Origin of the sequence: Duganella guangzhouensis (assembly GCF_009674535.1) — a bacterium.
Lineage (GTDB): Bacteria > Pseudomonadota > Gammaproteobacteria > Burkholderiales > Burkholderiaceae_D > Rugamonas > Rugamonas guangzhouensis.
Window position 1 is genome coordinate 273,293 of record NZ_WKJK01000010.1, and the last position, 16,929, is coordinate 290,221.

10 protein-coding genes and 1 pseudogene are annotated in these 16,929 nt (G+C 66.1%); 6 read left to right on the forward strand and 5 right to left on the reverse strand.

The window, feature by feature from the left end:
- The first annotated feature begins 842 nt into the window (after positions 1–842).
- The 5 genes from GJ699_RS20230 to GJ699_RS20250 are packed head-to-tail and all read left to right on the forward strand — an operon-like array spanning position 843 to position 7,688.
- Complete coding sequence (locus GJ699_RS20230) at positions 843–1,547, forward strand: CerR family C-terminal domain-containing protein (protein WP_154379589.1); 705 nt, start codon at positions 843–845, stop codon at positions 1,545–1,547.
- The gene (locus GJ699_RS20235; protein ID WP_154379591.1) at positions 1,544–2,965 is read left to right on the forward strand and encodes an efflux transporter outer membrane subunit; all 1,422 of its coding nucleotides are present in this window, start codon (positions 1,544–1,546) and stop codon (positions 2,963–2,965) included. Before GJ699_RS20230 ends, GJ699_RS20235 begins: the two co-directional genes overlap by 4 nt.
- A gap of 15 nt (positions 2,966–2,980) precedes the next feature.
- Positions 2,981–4,123 (forward strand): efflux RND transporter periplasmic adaptor subunit, encoded by a 1,143-nt coding sequence (locus tag GJ699_RS20240; RefSeq protein ID WP_154379593.1) that lies wholly within the window; start codon positions 2,981–2,983, stop codon positions 4,121–4,123.
- Between the two features lie 9 nt (positions 4,124–4,132).
- The gene (locus GJ699_RS20245) at positions 4,133–7,258 is read left to right on the forward strand and encodes an efflux RND transporter permease subunit (RefSeq protein ID WP_154379595.1); all 3,126 of its coding nucleotides are present in this window, start codon (positions 4,133–4,135) and stop codon (positions 7,256–7,258) included.
- Positions 7,230–7,688 carry an AraC family transcriptional regulator gene (locus GJ699_RS20250; protein ID WP_154379597.1) on the forward strand — a complete coding sequence of 153 codons (459 nt, stop codon included), beginning with the start codon at positions 7,230–7,232 and terminating at the stop codon, positions 7,686–7,688. Before GJ699_RS20245 ends, GJ699_RS20250 begins: the two co-directional genes overlap by 29 nt.
- Here the strand turns inward: GJ699_RS20250 and GJ699_RS20255 are convergent, their stop codons facing one another.
- From GJ699_RS20255 to GJ699_RS20275, 5 genes are all read right to left on the reverse strand, one after another.
- On the reverse strand, positions 7,689–9,071 hold the full coding sequence (locus tag GJ699_RS20255; protein WP_154379599.1) for an efflux transporter outer membrane subunit: 1,383 nt from the start codon (positions 9,069–9,071) through the stop codon (positions 7,689–7,691).
- Complete coding sequence (locus tag GJ699_RS20260) at positions 9,068–10,276, reverse strand: HlyD family secretion protein (protein ID WP_154379601.1); 1,209 nt, start codon at positions 10,274–10,276, stop codon at positions 9,068–9,070. The genes GJ699_RS20255 and GJ699_RS20260 overlap by 4 nt, the downstream gene beginning before the upstream one ends.
- 4 nt (positions 10,277–10,280) lie before the next feature.
- The gene (locus GJ699_RS20265; RefSeq protein WP_154379603.1) at positions 10,281–11,903 is read right to left on the reverse strand and encodes an MFS transporter; all 1,623 of its coding nucleotides are present in this window, start codon (positions 11,901–11,903) and stop codon (positions 10,281–10,283) included.
- A gap of 81 nt (positions 11,904–11,984) precedes the next feature.
- A complete protein-coding gene (locus GJ699_RS20270; protein WP_154379605.1) occupies positions 11,985–14,405 on the reverse strand; it encodes a catalase in 2,421 nt (806 codons plus the stop codon).
- Between the two features lie 100 nt (positions 14,406–14,505).
- Positions 14,506–14,871 (reverse strand): ElaB/YgaM/YqjD family protein, encoded by a 366-nt coding sequence (locus tag GJ699_RS20275; protein ID WP_154379607.1) that lies wholly within the window; start codon positions 14,869–14,871, stop codon positions 14,506–14,508.
- A 181-nt stretch (positions 14,872–15,052) separates the two neighbouring features.
- On the opposite strand from GJ699_RS20275, the pseudogene GJ699_RS35005 reads away from it, so the two are divergent.
- Positions 15,053–16,929 (forward strand): annotated as a pseudogene (locus GJ699_RS35005) (hypothetical protein); the annotation flags it as partial.

Consider the following 16,929-nt stretch of genomic DNA (forward strand, 5'->3'; position numbering starts at 1 on the left):
GGTTTTTTTTTGCCCCGGCGCCCAGCGCCCGGCACTGCCCCTTGGGGAGCTCTTTTTGAGAAACGGTCTAATCCAGTCTAAACGAGGCCGATTCGGTCTAACACAGTCCAAAATCTGGTCAGCCAAGTCTAATTCGGTCTAGAAAAAAGGGGCAAAAGTCTAATTCGGTCTTTTCTAAGAGGCCGAAAGTCTAAAACGAACTAAATTCCGGTTCCCGTGTCCAACCTTTAGACTCATTTCAGAGGGGGACCAAATCATGCCGTACGAACCCATGCGCCCCGTAGATCTGCCGCTCACCGATTTCATGGATCTGGAATTCCACTTGATGGATACCCGTCCCGCACATCACTAACGCCGTCCATATTCGCCAATCGGCACGCCAAAGGCCGCAACGCCTGGCGTTTCATCTGGCTCCGCTTCCCAGGCGAGGATTACTGGGAACGCGCCGCCGATTACAGAAACCGCTTCAACCGGCTGCAGTTAGAACGGTCTAAAAATTAGCGCTCAGAACTGAATTCTGGACCGTTTTAGACTTTCGCCTGTTTTTTTGCGACCGTTTTAGACTTTCATCGCGGTTTCTTAGACTGTTTTAGACCGGCAGCGTCGATTCTTAGACCGTGTTAGACCCGCTTGGCCGCGTTTAGACTGGTTTAGACCGGACTCGGATTTTAGCTCCCCCATCCTCCACCCTCCCCTGATCCGAAGATTTTTGCTTTGGTTTGCAATATTTGCATTTTGCCGCCGTCTACACATCGAAGCTGAAGTAGCGAGTACTTCAGCAATAAATTAAACAAACGATTTAGTTATATCATTTGTTTGAATTGTGTGATGTAATCGCCGGCATGAACGCTAAACCTACCCATCATGATTCCAGCCAGCCCGCCGTCGCCGAAGACGCCCGCAAGCCGCGTTCGGACGGCGAACTATCGCGCGAGCGGCTGCTGCATGCCGCCATGCGCCTGTTCGGCGAACAGGGCTACTCCAAAACCTCGACCCGCGAAATCGCGCAGGCGGCCGGCGCCAATGTGGCCGCCATCAGCTACTACTTCGGTGACAAGGCCGGGCTGTATCAAGCCTGCTTTGCCGTGATCTGCACGCCGACGGCCGACAACATCGACCAGTTCGCGCAACCGCACTTCACGCTGCGCGAGGCGCTGCAGGGCTATTACACGCAGATGATCGCGCCGCTGATGGCCGGTGGCGACGCCGACGCCATGCTGCGCCTGTTCTACCGCGAGATGCTGGAACCAACCGGCATCTGGCAGCAGGTGATCGAGACCAACATCCTGCCGGAGCACGCGGCGCTGGTGCAGGTGCTGTGCCGCCACCTCGGCCTGGCCGCTCCGGACGATGGCGTGCACCGGCTGGCATACGCGATCGCGGCGATGTGCGTGCAGATGCTGATCGCGCGCGACGTGGTGGCGCGCATCACGCCGCAGATGATGGACACGCCCGACGCCATCGCCGCCTGGGCCGCGCATCTGGTGGGGTATGCGGAGACGCTGGTGCTGGCGGAAAAAAACAAACTTCAACAAGGGAAAGCATGAGTATTTTTTTACGCGCGGCCGCAGTGGCGGTCGCGGCGACGCTGAGCGCCTGCGCCGTGCAGCGCCCGGCGCCACAGGTGGATGCGCTGGCGCCCCAGCAATGGCAGGCGCCGTTGCCGCACAATGGCAGCCAGACCGATCTCGCCACCTGGTGGCGCGGTCAGGCTGATGGCCTGCTGGCGGAGCTGATCGAGTCTGCGCAGAGTGCCAGTCCGACGGTGGCATCGGCGGTATCGCGCATTGCGCAGTCGCGCTCAGACCGCGTGACCGCCGGCGCCGCGCTGGTGCCCAATGTGGATGCGGCGGGCAGCGTGAGCCGCTCCAATCAGCAATCGAGCGTACCGATGGGGACCACTACCCAACTGGCGCTGAATGCCTCGTGGGAGCTGGATCTGTTTGGCGCCAATCGTGCCACGCGTGACGCGGCGCAGGCGCGTCTGGAAAGCGCGCACGCTGGCTGGCATGATGCGCGGGTGTCGGTGGCGGCGGAAGTGGCCAATCAGTATTACGATCTGCGCGCCTGCGAGCAGTTGCTGGCGGTGGCGCAGCAGGACGCCGTCTCGCGCGCCGACACCGCCCGTCTGACCGAGCTCAGTGCCAAGGCGGGCTTCCAGTCGCCGGCCAGCCTGTCGCTGGCGCGTGCCAGCGCGGCCGATGGCAACAGCCGCTATCTGTCGCAACGCGCCGCCTGCGATGTCGACGTCAAAGTGCTGTCGGCGCTGACCGCGATTGCCGAACCGGCGCTGCGCCAGAAGCTGGCCGCCGGCTTGAATGCCAACGTCGCGACTGAGGCGCCAGCAATGGCGATCACCGAACTTCCGGCGCGCACGCTGAGCCAGCGGCCGGACGTGTTCACCGCCGAACGCGAAGTGGCCGCCGCCAGCGCGGAAGTCGGTAACGCCGACGCGCAACGCTATCCGCGTCTGTCGCTGGGCGGCTCGGTCGGCGTCGCCAACTTCCTCACCGGCGGCGTCAACACCCACACCGACACCTGGACCATCGGCCCGCTGTCGGTCTCGATGCCGGTGTTTGATGCCGGCCGCCGCGCCGCCAACGTGGAAGCCGCCAAGGCCCGCTACGACGCCGCCGTGATCAGCTACCGCTCCACCGTGCGCACCGCCGCCAGCGAAGTCGAACAAGCGTTGGTCAACCTGGACAGCACCGCCGCCCGCGCCGGCGACGCCCAGACCGCGCTGGAAGGCTACCGCGCCAACTACAGCGCCGTCGACGATCGCTACAAGAACGGCATGGCCAGCCTGTTCGAACTGGAAGACGCGCGCCGCACCCGTCTGAGCGCCGAACAAACCGTCATCAATCTGCAGCGCGAACGCAGCGCCGCCTGGGTCGCGCTGTACCGCGCCGCCGGCGGCGGCTTCACGCCGACCGCGAGCGCCATCAATACCAGCGCCGCCAACTAATCCACACAGCCCGACATGAAAACCAAACTCAAACCCCTCGCCTACGTCCTGGTGGCCGCCTTCGCCGTCGCCGCCGCCGGCATCGCCGCCTACGCGCCGTCCACCCAGGCCGCCGACGACAAGAAAACCGACGCGCCCAAGCCCGCGTTGACCGTCACCACCACCAAACCCAGCGCCGCCAGCCTGCCAATCAAACTGGCCGCCAACGGCAACGTCGCCGCCTGGCAGGAAGCTGTTGTGTCGTCCGAATCGAACGGTCTGCGCCTGACCGAGGTGCGGGTCAACGTCGGCGACGTGGTCAAAGCCGGCGACGTGCTGGCCGTGTTCTCATCCGAGACCGTCAACGCCGACATCGCCCAGGCCCAGGCCGCGCTGCATGAAGCCGAAGCCAACGCCGCCGATGCCGCCGCCAACGCGGCGCGCGCGCGCACGCTGCAAAACTCCGGCGCCCTCAGCGCGCAGCAGATCAGCCAATACAACACCGCCGAGCAAACCGCCAACGCCCGCATCGCCTCCGCCAAGGCCACGCTGGCCAGCCAGCAGCTGCGCCTCAAATACACGCGCGTGGTGGCGCCCGACAGCGGCATCATCTCGGCGCGCAGCGCCACCGTGGGCGCGGTGTCCAGCGCCGGCACTGAGCTGTTCCGCATGATCCGTCAGGGCCGCCTCGAATGGCGCGCAGAGGTGGTTGCCGCCGACCTGCGTCACCTCAAGCCCGGCGTCAGCGCGGTGGTGAAAGCCGCCAACGGCAGCGAAGTCACTGGCAAGGTGCGCATGATCGCGCCCACGGTTGACCTGCAAACCCGCTCGGCGCTGGTGTACGTCGACCTGCCGCAGAATGCCGGCAGCAAGGACACGCCGTTCAAGGCCGGCATGTTCGCCAGCGGCCAGTTCGAACTGGGCGCCTCCGACGCCATGACCGTGCCGCAGCAAGCCATCGTGGTGCGCGACGGCTTCAGCTTCGTGTTCCGCCTCAACGCCGACAAGCACGTCAGCCAGCTCAAGGTGCAACCGGGCCGCCGTCTCGGCGACCGCATCGAAGTGCTGGGCGGACTGAATGCCGGCACCGACATCGTGGTGCGCGGTGCCGGCTTCCTCAACGACGGCGACCTGGTACTGGTCAGCGCCGACGCGCCGGCCAAAGTCGCCGCCAAATAAGGACCGCTCATGAATTTCTCCGCCCTCTCGATCAGGAATCCGATCCCGGCGATCATGCTGTTTGTGCTGTTGTCGCTGGCCGGCTTCATGGCCTACAAGGCCAATCCGGTGCAGGACTTCCCAGACATCGAACTGCCCATCGTCACCGTCACCGCCACGCTGGACGGCAGCGCGCCGGCCCAGCTGGAAACCGAAGTCTCGCGCAAGATCGAAGACTCGGTCGCTACGCTGCAAGGCGTGAAAAACATCTACACCACCGTGCTGGATGGCGTCTCCACCACCACCATCGAATTCATCCTGGAGAAGAACATCTCCGACGCGGTGAACGACGTGCGCGACGCGGTGGCCCGCGTCAAGGCCGACATGCCGGCCGAAATGCGCGACCCGCAGGTGACCAAGGCCACCACCGCCGGCCGCGTGGTGCTGACCTTTACCGCCACCGCCGCGCCAACCCACGGCGAACAGCCGGACGCGCAGGAACTGAGCTGGTTCGTCGACAACGCCGTCTCCAAGCGCCTGCTGTCGGTGCCGGGCGTGGGCGCGGTCAAGCGCGTGGGTGGCGTGTATCGCGAAATCCGGGTCGAACTGGATGACGCCCGCATGGCGGCGCTGCGCGTGTCGGCGCTGGACGTCTCGCGCCAGCTGCGCAACGTGCAAAAGGAAGCGCCGGGCGGACGTGGTGACGTCAGCGGCGCCGAACAATCGGTGCGCACCATCGCCACCGTGCAGACCGCGGCCGAACTGGCGCGCATGGACCTGCCGCTGAGCGACGGCCGCCGCGTGCGGCTGGACCAGGTGGCCACCGTCACCGACACCGTGTCCGAACCGCGCGCCGTGGCGCTGCAGGACGGCCTACCGGTGGTCGGCTTTGAAATCTTCCGCACCAAGGGCGCCAGCGAAACCGAGGTCGCCAAAGGTGCGCGCGCCGCCGTCGCCGAACTGCAGAAGAACAATCCCAAGATCGAACTGAAACAGGTGATCGACAACGCCCATCCGGTCGAGGAAAACTTCGAAGGCTCGATGGAACTGCTGTACGAAGGCGCGCTGCTGGCGGTGCTGGTGGTGTGGTGGTTCCTGCGCGACTGGCGCGCCACGCTGGTGGCGGCGGCCGCGTTGCCGCTGTCGGTGCTGCCGGCCTTCCTCGGCATCTACCTGTTCGGCTACACGCTGAACACCGTCACTCTGCTGTCGCTGGCCTTGGTGGTGGGCGTTCTGGTGGACGACGCCATCGTCGAAATCGAAAACATCGAGCGCCATCTGCGCATGGGCAAAACGCCGATGGAAGCGGCGCTGGAAGCGGCCGACGAAATCGGCATGGCGGTGATCGCCACCACCTTCGCGCTGGTGGCGGTGTTCCTGCCGACCGCCTTCATGAGCGGCGTGGCCGGCCTGTTCTTCAAACAGTTCGGCTGGACCGCCGTGATCGCGGTGCTGGCATCGCTGGTGGTGGCGCGTTTGCTGACGCCGATGATGGCGGCCTATCTGCTGAAACCCGCGATCCACAAGGAACAGCAGGACGGCTGGCTGATGACGCGCTACATGACCGTGATGAAGTGGTGCCTGACGCACCGCCTGGCCACCGCCTGCGCGGCCGGCGCCTTCTTCGTCAGCTCGATCATGCTCACCGGCCTGCTGCCGACCGGCTTCGTGCCGGCCGCCGACCGCGCGCAAACCCAGATCACGCTGGAACTGCCGCCCGGCTCCACACTGGCCGAAACCAGCGTGGTGGCCGAGCAAGCGCGCCTGGCGGCGATGCAGGTCAAGAACGTCAAATCGGTATTCAGCTCCATCGGCGGCGGCTCCAGCGGCGACGCCTTCGCGCCCGGCGCGGCGGCCGAAGCGCGCAGCGCGGTGCTGACCGTGACCACCGTGCACCGCACCGAACGCAAGGAATCGATGCCCGACATCGACGAAGCGATCCGCCATCAACTGGCGTCGATCGCCGGCGCCCGCTTCAAGGTCGGCCCGCCGGACAATGGCGTCAAGATGCAACTGGTGCTGCGCAGCGAAGACCCGGTGGCGCTGAAGGAAGCCGCGCAAAAAGCCGAGCGTGAACTGCGCACCCTGAAAGGCGTGGGCAACGTGCGCTCCACCGCCTCGCTGGTGCGGCCGGAGATCATCGTCAAACCCGACTTCGCGCGTGCCGCCGACATGGGCGTCACCGCCGCATCGATCGGCGAAACCGTGCGCGTCGCCACCGCCGGCGACTACGACACCAACCTGACCAAAATGAACCTGCCGGAGCGCCAGGTGCCGATCCGCGTCAAGCTGCCGGACAGCGTGCGCGCCGACCTGGACGCCATCGGCCGCCTGACCGTGCCGGGCAAGAACGGCCCGGTGCTACTGGCCACCGTGGCCGACATCAGCATGGAAAGCGGCCCGGCGCAAATCAATCGCCTCAACCGCAGCCGCAACGTCACGCTGGAAGTGGAACTGGGCAAACGCGGCCTGGGTGAAGTCAACGACGAAGCGCGCGCACTGCCGGCGCTGAAAAACCTGCCGCCGGCGGTGAAGATCGCGGAGCTGGGCGACACCCAGGAAATGGCCGCGCTGTTCGCCAGCTTCGGCATCGCCATGCTGATCGGCGTGTTGTGCATCTACTGCGTGCTGGTGTTGCTGTTCAAGGACTTCATGCAGCCGGCGACGATTCTGGCCGCGCTGCCGCTGTCGATCGGCGGCGCCTTCGTGGCGCTGCTGATCACCCGCAGCGCGCTGTCGATGCCATCCATGATCGGCCTGATCATGCTGATGGGGATCGTCACCAAGAACTCGATCCTGCTGGTCGACTATGCTATTCTGGCGCGCCAGGCTGGCATGAGCCGATTTGAAGCGCTGGTCGACGCCTGCCACAAACGTAGCCGGCCGATTCTGATGACCACCATCGCCATGGGCGCCGGCATGATGCCGCTGGCGCTGGGCTGGGGCGCCGACCCGAGCTTCCGTTCACCGATGGCGATCACCGTGATCGGCGGCCTGATTACATCGACCTTACTGAGCTTGCTGGTGGTACCGGCGGTGTTCACCTACGTCGACGACTTCGAACATTGGCTGGGCCGCATGCTGCGCAAGCTGCGGCGCGAACCGGCCGCCCAACAAGGAGAGGTACATGCAATACGAGATAAAAGAACTGCCTGAAGTCCGCGTCGCCTATCTGCGCTACAAAGGACCGTTTGGCGCCGCCATCGGCGACTTCTGGAAAGAAGTATTCACGCCGTGGCAGACCGCGTTCCGCCTGAACGGCAAAGTGACCTACGGCGTGGCGCAGGATGATCCATCCACCACGCCGGCCGACCAATGCCGCTACGACGCCTGCGTCGAAGTGGCGGCCGACTACGCGATCCAGCCGCCGGCCAAGGAAGCGCACCTGCCGGCGGGCCGCTACGCGGTCTACGCCTTCCAAGGCACAGCCGACCAGGTGCCGGCCGCGTGGGGCGCCTTCTTCGGCCAGGTGCACGCCGACGGCAAAGCCGACGAAGGCGCCTGCTTCGAACGCTACCCTGCCGACTACGCGATGGACCCCGCCACCGGCGTGTTCACCGCAGACCTCTGCATTCCGGTTAAATAATCACTTCGCGGCGGCGCTCCAGCCGCCGCCCATGGCGCGGTACAGGTCGACCGAGGCGGTGAGGATGCGGGTTTTCAGTTGCAACCGGCCGACGTCAGCGGTGAATAGCGTGCGCTGGGCGTCCAGTTCTTCCAGATACGAGGCGTAGCCGTTGCGGTAGCGGTTGTGCGCGATGCGCAGCGTTTCGGCGGCGGTGGCGCGGCGGGCGTCGTTCTGGATCGCTTGTTCTCTCAATCTGACGATGGCGCCCAGGCTGTTGTCGGTTTCGGCAAACGCGCTGCGCACGGCGCTTTCGTAGGCGTAGATGGTTTGGTCGCGTTGGGCGGCGATGGCGTCGGTCTGGTGCTGTATGCGGTCGCCTTCAAACACTGGCGCGGCGACGGCGCCGGTCAAGTGCCACAGCGCGGTCGGCGCGTTCAGCAGGTCGTGCCATTTCAGATTTTGTACTCCACCTACCGCGGTCAGTTTGAACGACGGCAGCAGTTGGTCGCGTGTGGCCTGCAGGTTGGCGTTGATGGCGACCAGGTTGTATTCGGCGCGCGCGATGTCGGGCCGGCGCCGCAGCAGTTCGGATGGCAGTCCGGCCGGTACCACTGGCGCTTGTAGTGCTTCGAGTTCGATGCCGCGTTCGATCGGTCCGGGATTGCCGCCAGTGAGGATGGACAGGGCGTTTTCCTGTTCGAAGATCTGGCGCTTCAGCTGAGGTATGGTTTCGGCGGTGGTCTGGTATTCGGCCTGCGCTTGCAGGTATTCGAGCCGCGAGCTGTAGCCGACGTCGAACTGTTTCTGCGCCAGGTCGCGTGATTGTTCGCGCAGTTTGAGGGTGGCTTCGGTCAGCGCCAGTTGCGCGTCCAGGCCGCGCAGGTTGAGGTAGCCCGAGGCGACGGTGGCGGCGATCGATAACGCTGCGGCGTCGGCGTTGGCTTGTTCGGATTGCCAGGTGGCGGTGGCGGCGTCGGTCAGGGCGGCCAGCCGGCCCCACATGTCGACTTCGTAGCTGGCCTGGAATTCGGCCTGGTAGATGTTGGTGACGTAGGGGACGCCGTTCCACGCCAGTTGGCGCGCGCGCGTTGGCGCGGTGTCGACGCTGACGTTGGCTTGCTGTCCGGCGGCGGCTACGCCGACCAGCGCGCGGTACTGCTGCACGCGGGCGCGGGCGACGCGCAGGTCGCCGTTGTTTTGCAGCGCTTTGGTGACCAGCGCCGTCAGCGCGGGATCGCCGAAGCTTTGCCACCATTCCCGCGCCACCTCGCCGCTGCCCTGCCCTTCGACCGCCGTGCGCCACGCCGTGGGCACCTGCAAGGTCGATGGCGGCGGCGGTGCGACAGTCGCCGCGCAACCGGCCAGCAGCAGCGTAGCGCCCAGCAAAGCGGTGCGGCTCATGGTTGCGCTCCGGCCGGCGGTGCGCGGTGCTTGCGGCCCTCTTCGTCCACCACCACCGAGGTATCGATGCTGACGATCACCGACATGCCCGGCGCCAGCCGGCGCGCCTTGGCCTGGCCCGCATCGATGCGGATCCGCACCGGGATACGCTGCGCGATCTTGACGAAGTTGCCGGTCGCGTTATCGGCCGGCAGCACGCTGAATTCCGAGCCGGTGGCCGGCGAGATGCGCTCCACCACGCCGGTCAGCTGCGCGCCATCCAGCGCGTCGACCTTGAAGGTGGCCGGCTGCCCCACCTGCACATTGTTCATCTGCGTCTCTTTCAGATTGGCGATCACCCACAACTGCTTGGGCACCAATCCCATCAACTGCGCGCCGGTGTTCACATACGCGCCCTTGCGCACCGTGACCTGCCCCAACTGGCCATCCTCCGGCGCCGTGATGCGGGTGTTATCCAGATCCACCCTGGACGCCTTCAGCGCCGCCTCCGCGTTCGCCACCGCCGCCTCCAGCGATTGCTTGTTGACCGTCACCGAACGCACCTGCTGCCGCGCGATCTCCAGATTGGCGCGCGCCTGCGACACCGCCGCAACCGTTTGCGTGCGCGCCGCCTTCGATGCATCCTGCTCGCGCAAGGACAGCGAGCCATCGGCCGCCAGCGAATCGACCCGTTTCAGATCGGCCGCCGACTTGGCCGCCTGCGCCTCCGCGTTGGCCAGCGTGGCCTCGTTCAGCAGCACGCCCGCCTGCGCCGAGCGCTGCGACTGCGCCCAGTTCTCCAGCGCCGCCTTTTGCGCCGCCAGCTGCGCCTGCGCCTGATCGTAGCGCTGCTGATAAATACGGTCGTCAATCTGCGCCAGCAGCTCGCCCTTGCTAACGTACTGGAAGTCCTGCACCTTGACGTCCACCACATAGCCCGGCAGTTGGGTGCCGATCAGCGTGACCTGCCCGCGCACCAGCGCGTTCTCGGTCGAGACCACGGCGCTGCTGAACGGCGGCAGTCGCCACGCGTACAGCACAATCAGCACGCCGACCAGCGCCACCAGCGAGAACAGCGCCGCCGAAATGATCTGCGCACGCCGGTCCGGCGCCGGCGCGGTGGGTGCCGCCGCAGCCACTGCCGCTGCCGCCGCTGCGGCAGCCACCGCCGCCACGCGGCTGTCGGAAGAAGAGACGTTGTCTGGAGTGTTCTTATCGTTAGCCATGTGTTCAGTGAGATCCGGAATTGTTAAGGGAGACACCCGCCATGCCCGTCTGCGCGTTGGTCGCCGGCGCGCCCTGGCACGCCGTGCAGATCGTCCACAGATAGCGCGCCAGCAGCCACGCCATGGTCAGCAGCGCCAGCACGGTGATCGCCAGGAAGACATCGTTGTAGGCCAGGATGTTGGCCTCGCGCGTGGCCACCGCGCTGAGCGAGGTCAGGCCGCTGGACGACACGCGCGCCGCCACCAGCGGATCGAGCAGGGTCAGATGATCGACCAGCACGCTGGAATGATACTTCTCGCGCACCACCTGGAAGGTGCCGGTCAGCGCGGTGCCGAGCAGGCTGCCCAGCGTCTGCGTAATCGAGAACATCACCGAGAAGCTGACCAGATTACTCGGCGCCGCGATCACCGCGCCAAAGCCGGACACGAAGGTCGGCCCGACAAACAGCGCGCCGCCAAAGCCGAGCAGGAACTGCGACAGATACAGATCCTGCGGCCGCGTCAAATTGGTGGCGTCGGAATCGAGGTAGGCGCCAAGCGCCATCACCGCCAGCGAAAACAGCAGCTGGCCTGGAATCCGCGCCGGCGAAATCCACAGCGCGCTAATCACCATGCCGGCCACCGCGCCCGCCATGGTGATCCACCACAGCGTCAGCATCTGGTCGTTGTTCAAACCCAGCGCCTGCAAAAAGCCGACCGTGCCGCTGGCCTCCGACTGCACCACGCGGATCAGCAGCACCGACAACGCCAGCCGCGCGATATTGCCATTCGAAAGCCAGCGCGTGTTCAGCAGCGGCCGCGCGCGATTGTGTTCGACCGCCAGCGCGGCGACGATCAGCGCGATGGCGCCGGCCAGGCTGTAGCCGACCCAGCGCGCCTCCAGCCACCACACCGAGCGGCCCAGCGCCAGCACCGCCGACAGCAGCGCCACGCCGGGCGCGAACAGGCCGAAGGTGACAAAGTCCATTTTCTCGAATACCTTGATGCGATCGCCCGGCGGCAGTTTCAGCGACAGCACGCAGGCCAGCGACACCAGCGCCAGCCCCAGTTCGAAGAAGTACAGGCCGCGCCACTCCGCGATTTCCATCAAGTCCGACGAGAACAGCCGCGCCATCGGAATCGCCAGTTGCGAGAAACCGATGCCCAGCACCGCGCCCTTGAGCCGGTGCTGCGCCGGGAAGGCTTGCAGCGTGTAATACAGTCCCAGCGTGGTCAGCGCGGCGCCGCTCATGCCGTGCGCTGCCCGCACCGCGATGGCCGAACCCAGACCGTGCACGAACAAGTGCGCCACGGTGACGCCAGCGTACAAAATCAGGAACAGCTCCGTGAACAGCCGCAGCCCGTACTGCTGGCGGAATTTGACCAGCAACAGGTTCATCGACACATTGGCCATCACATAGGCGGCCGGCAGCCACTGGATTTCGGTCGAATACACGCCCAGCGAGCCTTGCAGGTACGGCAGGTTGACCGACACCAGCGCATTCCCCAGGCCACCGGTGATGGCGACGATGAACCCCACCAGCAGAAAGGCGATCCGCTTCGGGAACGAATGATGAGGGGTGGACGGCGATCCGGGCAAGGTGGGACGCTCGTGCGGCTGCCAGACTTGAGGGGCGTAAACGTCCATGCTTCAAGGGGGTCCATAAATGCGTTATGGCGAGCATATCACTATGCCCGCCATGGGGGAAATACTTCGATGGGGAGAGAATTACAACGGAGCGGCGTCGCGCTCACGCCGGAAGTCGCGGTGAGCGGCCAGCGCCTGGCGGAACGCGGCCAGCGCCGGCTCCAGCGCTGCCGGATCGGCGGTCCATAGCGCCGGATCGGCGGTGCCATCCTCCAGCGCCGGCGGCACGCCAACCTTGGTCAGCAAGTCCTGGCCGGCGCCTATCGCCAGGATAGGCTTGCAGTGGCGGTACTGCTGGCGCACGAAGTCGCGCGCGTCGGGGTCGCGCATCAGCATGGCGACGCTGGCGGCGCCGTCGGCGATCACCACCGCGTCGTACAGCACTGCCGGCGCGGCTTCAATCGAGACCTCGACGTCGATGCGGCTACCGTCGTAAGCCACCAACTGTCCCAGTTGCGGCGACACCACACGCGGCACCGCGCCGGCCGCCAGCAGCTCGGCATAGACCGCGTGCAGCGTCGGCGCGTCGACGCCATGGCCGGCCAGGATCGCCACTTTGCGCGTCTGCGCACCCTTGGCGCCCGGCCGCGCCAGCAACGACAGCGACGGCGATGGCGGGTACTGCGGCGGCGGCGCGCTGGTCGCCAGCGGCATCGGCGGCGGCACCTCGAGTCCCAATCCCTGGGCCACGCCCTCGGCCAGGATCGGGTCGACATTGGCCAGCATCGACAGCAGCCGCACGCGGATCGCCGGCGTCTGCACCTTGCTCAGCTCAAAGCGGTAGGCGTTGACGATGTGTTCCTGCTCGGCCGGCGTCTGCGAGATCCAGAACAAACGCGCCTGCGAGTAGTGGTCGGCAAACAGTTCGGGCTTGCCGCGCACTTTGTCATCGGGCGGCTGCGGCAGACTGGCGAAGGCGGTGGTGAAGCCGGCCATGCCGACCTGGAATGGACAACCGCCGCCCAGCGAATTCGGCTCGTAGGCGACGCGGCCGCGATGCACGGCCTGGCGGTGCATGCCGTCGCGCTGGTTGTTGTGCACCTTGGCCAGCGGCGCGTTGATCGGAATTTCGTGGAAGTTGGCGCCGCCCAGGCGGCTGATCTGGGTGTCCAGATACGAATGGATGCGGCCCTGCAGCAGCGGGTCGTTGCTGAAGTCGATGCCGGGCACGATGTGGGCGGTGCAGAACGCCACCTGCTCGGTCTCGGCGAAGAAGTTATCCGGGTTGCGGTTCAAGGTCATCTTGCCGACGATTTGCACCGGCACCAGTTCCTCCGGCACGATCTTGGTAGGGTCCAGCACGTCGAACGGGAATTGCTCCGCCTGTTCTTCGGTGAAGATCTGCAGGCCCAGTTCCCACTCCGGATAGGCGCCGGCTTCGATGGCTTCCCACAGGTCGCGGCGATGGAAGTCGGGATCAGCGCCGGTGATCTTGGCCGCCTCATCCCACACCAGCGAATGGGTGCCGGCCAGCGGCTGCCAGTGGAATTTGCAGAACACCGACGCGCCCTGCGCGTTCACCAGGCGGAAGGTGTGCACGCCGAAGCCCTGCATGGTGCGGTAGCTGCGCGGGATGGCGCGGTCGGACAGGTGCCACATCAGCATGTGGGTCGATTCCGGCATCAGCGTGACGAAGTCCCAGAAGGTGTCGTGCGCGCTGGCGGCCTGCGGGATGCCGTTGTTCGGCTCCGGTTTGACGGCGTGGATCAGGTCCGGGAATTTCATCGCGTCCTGGATGAAGAACACCGGGATGTTATTCCCCACCAGATCCCAGTTGCCCTCCTCGGTGTAGAACTTGACGGCGAAACCGCGCACGTCGCGCACGCTGTCGGCCGAGCCGCGCTCGCCGGCCACGGTGGAGAAGCGCACGAACACCGGGGTGCGCTTGCCGGCGGCGGCAAACGGCGCGGCGCGGGTGAGGTCGCTCAGATTCTGATAACTCTCGAAATAGCCATGCGCGGCCGAACCGCGCGCGTGCACCACCCGCTCGGGGATGCGCTCGTGGTCGAAGTGGGTCAGTTTCTCGCGCAGGATGAAGTCTTCCATCGCGGTCGGGCCGCGCAGGCCGACCTTCAGCGAATTCTGGTTGTCGGCCACCGGCACGCCCTGATTGGTGGTCAGGCGCTGCTCGCTGGCGTCGGCGCGCACGCGGTCCAGATCACCGGCCGGGCACACGCCCAGCGGCGGCACGCCGCCGCCGGTTTTGGCTGAACCATTGGTTTCGCTGGTGCTGCTGGCGCTGGCGGCGGCATGCGGCACCGGGCAGGTCTGGCCCGGCTGCGGCGTGCGCGCGGCCTCACCGTGCTCGCCGGCCTTGTTGGCGTTGTGGGGAATGGCGGCGGCGCTCTGCTGAGTGCCACCGGCTTTGTCCAACAGCGCCTGCTCTCGCGGGCTGGCGCCGCCCAGATGATCCGGCAATGCGGCGGAAGATGGTCCGGAGAAGGAACTCATCACGGAACCGGCGCCTGCGGTCTTGGCCGGTGCGGTCGTACTCTTGGTCATGTGTCTTCCTTGGCGTATGGCGTGGGGATTTGCCGGCACAGCCGGCAGCGGCCGGTCCGCGTGGAAAACGCGGCCGGCGGCTGTGGGACGGGGCGGATGCTTACTTGCTGCTGCGGGAACCCAGCAGTTTGGAGATGCCGTAGCCGGCGGCAGCGGCCACCAGCACCGACACCATCGGATTGGCGCGCACCCGGGTGCGGCTCGATTCGGTGATGTTCTTGCAGGTTTCCACGGCCTGTTTGCCGCGCGCGGCCAGGCGCTCGGAGGCGCTTTGCACGCCGTCGGCCACAGTATCGACGCCATTATGGGCCTGGGTGGCCAGGCGGTCGGTGGCGGGCGGCACTTTTTCGGCGACGCGGTCGATGGTGGCGTGGGCGTCGGCGCGCAGGTCTTTGCCGATCTGGGTGACGCCGTCACGCGCGGTGTTGATCTTGTTGTCGATGGTGTTGTCGGTGCTGTTTTCCATGATGGCAATCCTCTCGTGTTGGTTCAGTATGGGAACGACCACAATAGGCGCATCGACCATGCTTGACCGTGCGGAAGCTAACAATGTGAAAAATGGCTCCTTTATGTGAACTGGCACACGGACGCGCCCGCCCGCGCGGCGCATGCTACCAATGACGAACCTTATCCATCTGGAGAGCGGCATGTTTCCTATCTCATCCCTGACGTCGTCCGGTACGGCTGAGCTACAACCGGTGTCGCGCGCGACCGAGACCGCTGCCGTCAACAACGCGGCACTGACGCCGGTCACCTCGGCCACCGATGCGCCGACCGCCTCGGTGCAGGTGGATCTGTCGCCGGTGGCGAGCTTCCTGCAGACGGTCACCAACTCGCAGGAACAATTGGCCGGCAATGCGCTGCAGGCGGATACGGTGAATACGGCGGTGCAGAATGTGGTGGACGCCTTCAATCTGCTGCCGTCGGTGGATTTCGATCAGGGCCAGCCGCTGGAAACTTCGCTGCTGAATGATCTGGTCAACAATTTGAATCAGCAGACCAATGATGGCACCACCACGCAGGCGCAGAATCTGGCGCGGCTGGGGGTGAGTTTGCAGCCGGCGCTGTTGTCGGATCTGACGGGCGGCCTGTCGCTGGAGCCGGAGCAGTTGCGCGCGGCCTTCAATACCAACAATGAACAGACCACGCAGACCTTGCAGAACACGCTGAATGCTTTCCGCGATGTGGCGACCAGCTATGCGGAGCAGTTGAGCGCGGCCGGCAGTTCGCAGATTCCGGGCTTGAACAGCGCGCCGCTGTCGGCGCTGGCGTCGGCGCAGCAGCCGGCATTGACGCCGGAGGACTTGGCGGCCAATGCGCGGCTGGATCTGGCGCGCGCCGAGATCAGCAGCCTGGCGCGCAATCCGGCGGCGGAGACGGCGGCCGACCGGCTGGCGGCGCAGCGCGCGGCGCTGGAGCAGCCGAGCGGAACGCAGTTGGCGCAGACGCCGACGCCGATCGTCAATCAACAGTTGGCCCAGCAGGCGAACCAGTCGGCGGCGGTGCAGCAGTCACAGAATGCGCAGCAGACTTTGAGTGCGCGGCAGGCGACGGCACTACAGCAGGCGCAGAACGCGCTGGCGCTGCAACAGGCGCAGGTGGCGCAGCAGGCCCGTATCGCGGAGCAGAATCAGTATGCGCAGCAGGCGCAGACGGCGCTGCAATCGCAGAATTTGCAGCAGGCGCAGAATCTGCAGCAATCGCAAGCGGCGCAGCAGAATCTGCAGCGGGCGCAAGATCAGCAAAACCAGACGCTGCAGGCGCAGCAGGCGCGGACGCAGGCGGCGCAGTTGGCCGCATCCCAGCAGGCGCAATTGGACCAGACGCAGGCGGCACAACAGGCGCAAGCGCAGCAAGCGGCGCTGCAGGCCACCAACGCCCAGCAGGCGCAGGCCAACGAGGTGTCGGCGCTGCAGCAAACCGTGGCCGCCAACGCGCAGGCCGCGCGCGACGCCCAGAATGCCGCCGACGCCCAGAATGCCGCCGACGCCCGCGCCGCACAGCAGAGCAACGCAACCCAGCAGACAGGAGCGACACAGCAGACAGCAGCGACACAGCAGGCCAACGCCACGCAACAGACGACCGCCGCGCAACAGGCTAACGCTGCGCAACAAAACACCAGCCAATCGCAGCAGACCAATGCCGCGCAAACCACCGCCGAGCAGACCCGCGCGGCCGCACAAGCCCAGACCACGCGTCAGCAGGCCACGACCACGCTGAACACCGTCACCGCCGCCGCGCAGCAGGCGGCACAACAGGCCACCGCCGCGCAGAATGCTGCGCAAACGCTGGCCAACGCCTCCGCCACCGAGCAGGCGCAGAACGCCGCCGCCCAAGTGACCATCGCCAACGCCGCCGCGCAGGCCGCCGCAGCGCAAGCGCAAGCGGCGCAAAACGCGGCCCAGGCGATGGCTGCGCAAAATGCCGCCGCCACCGCCGCCGTGGCACAAGCCCGCGCCGCGCAGAGTAACGCCGACAGCACCGATGCGGCCAACGCCGCAGCCGCCGTCGCCGCGCAGCAGGC

Bases quoted from the DNA above. Each gene is read 5' to 3' on its own strand.
- GJ699_RS20230 (WP_154379589.1), top strand. From the start codon at position 843: ATGAACGCTAAACCTACCCATCATGATTCCAGCCAGCCCGCCGTCGCC.
- GJ699_RS20235 (WP_154379591.1), top strand. From the start codon at position 1,544: ATGAGTATTTTTTTACGCGCGGCCGCAGTGGCGGTCGCGGCGACGCTG.
- GJ699_RS20240 (WP_154379593.1), top strand. From the start codon at position 2,981: ATGAAAACCAAACTCAAACCCCTCGCCTACGTCCTGGTGGCCGCCTTC.
- GJ699_RS20245 (WP_154379595.1), top strand. From the start codon at position 4,133: ATGAATTTCTCCGCCCTCTCGATCAGGAATCCGATCCCGGCGATCATG.
- GJ699_RS20250 (WP_154379597.1), top strand. From the start codon at position 7,230: ATGCAATACGAGATAAAAGAACTGCCTGAAGTCCGCGTCGCCTATCTG.
- GJ699_RS20255 (WP_154379599.1), bottom strand. From the start codon at position 9,071: ATGAGCCGCACCGCTTTGCTGGGCGCTACGCTGCTGCTGGCCGGTTGC.
- GJ699_RS20260 (WP_154379601.1), bottom strand. From the start codon at position 10,276: ATGGCTAACGATAAGAACACTCCAGACAACGTCTCTTCTTCCGACAGC.
- GJ699_RS20265 (WP_154379603.1), bottom strand. From the start codon at position 11,903: ATGGACGTTTACGCCCCTCAAGTCTGGCAGCCGCACGAGCGTCCCACC.
- GJ699_RS20270 (WP_154379605.1), bottom strand. From the start codon at position 14,405: ATGACCAAGAGTACGACCGCACCGGCCAAGACCGCAGGCGCCGGTTCC.
- GJ699_RS20275 (WP_154379607.1), bottom strand. From the start codon at position 14,871: ATGGAAAACAGCACCGACAACACCATCGACAACAAGATCAACACCGCG.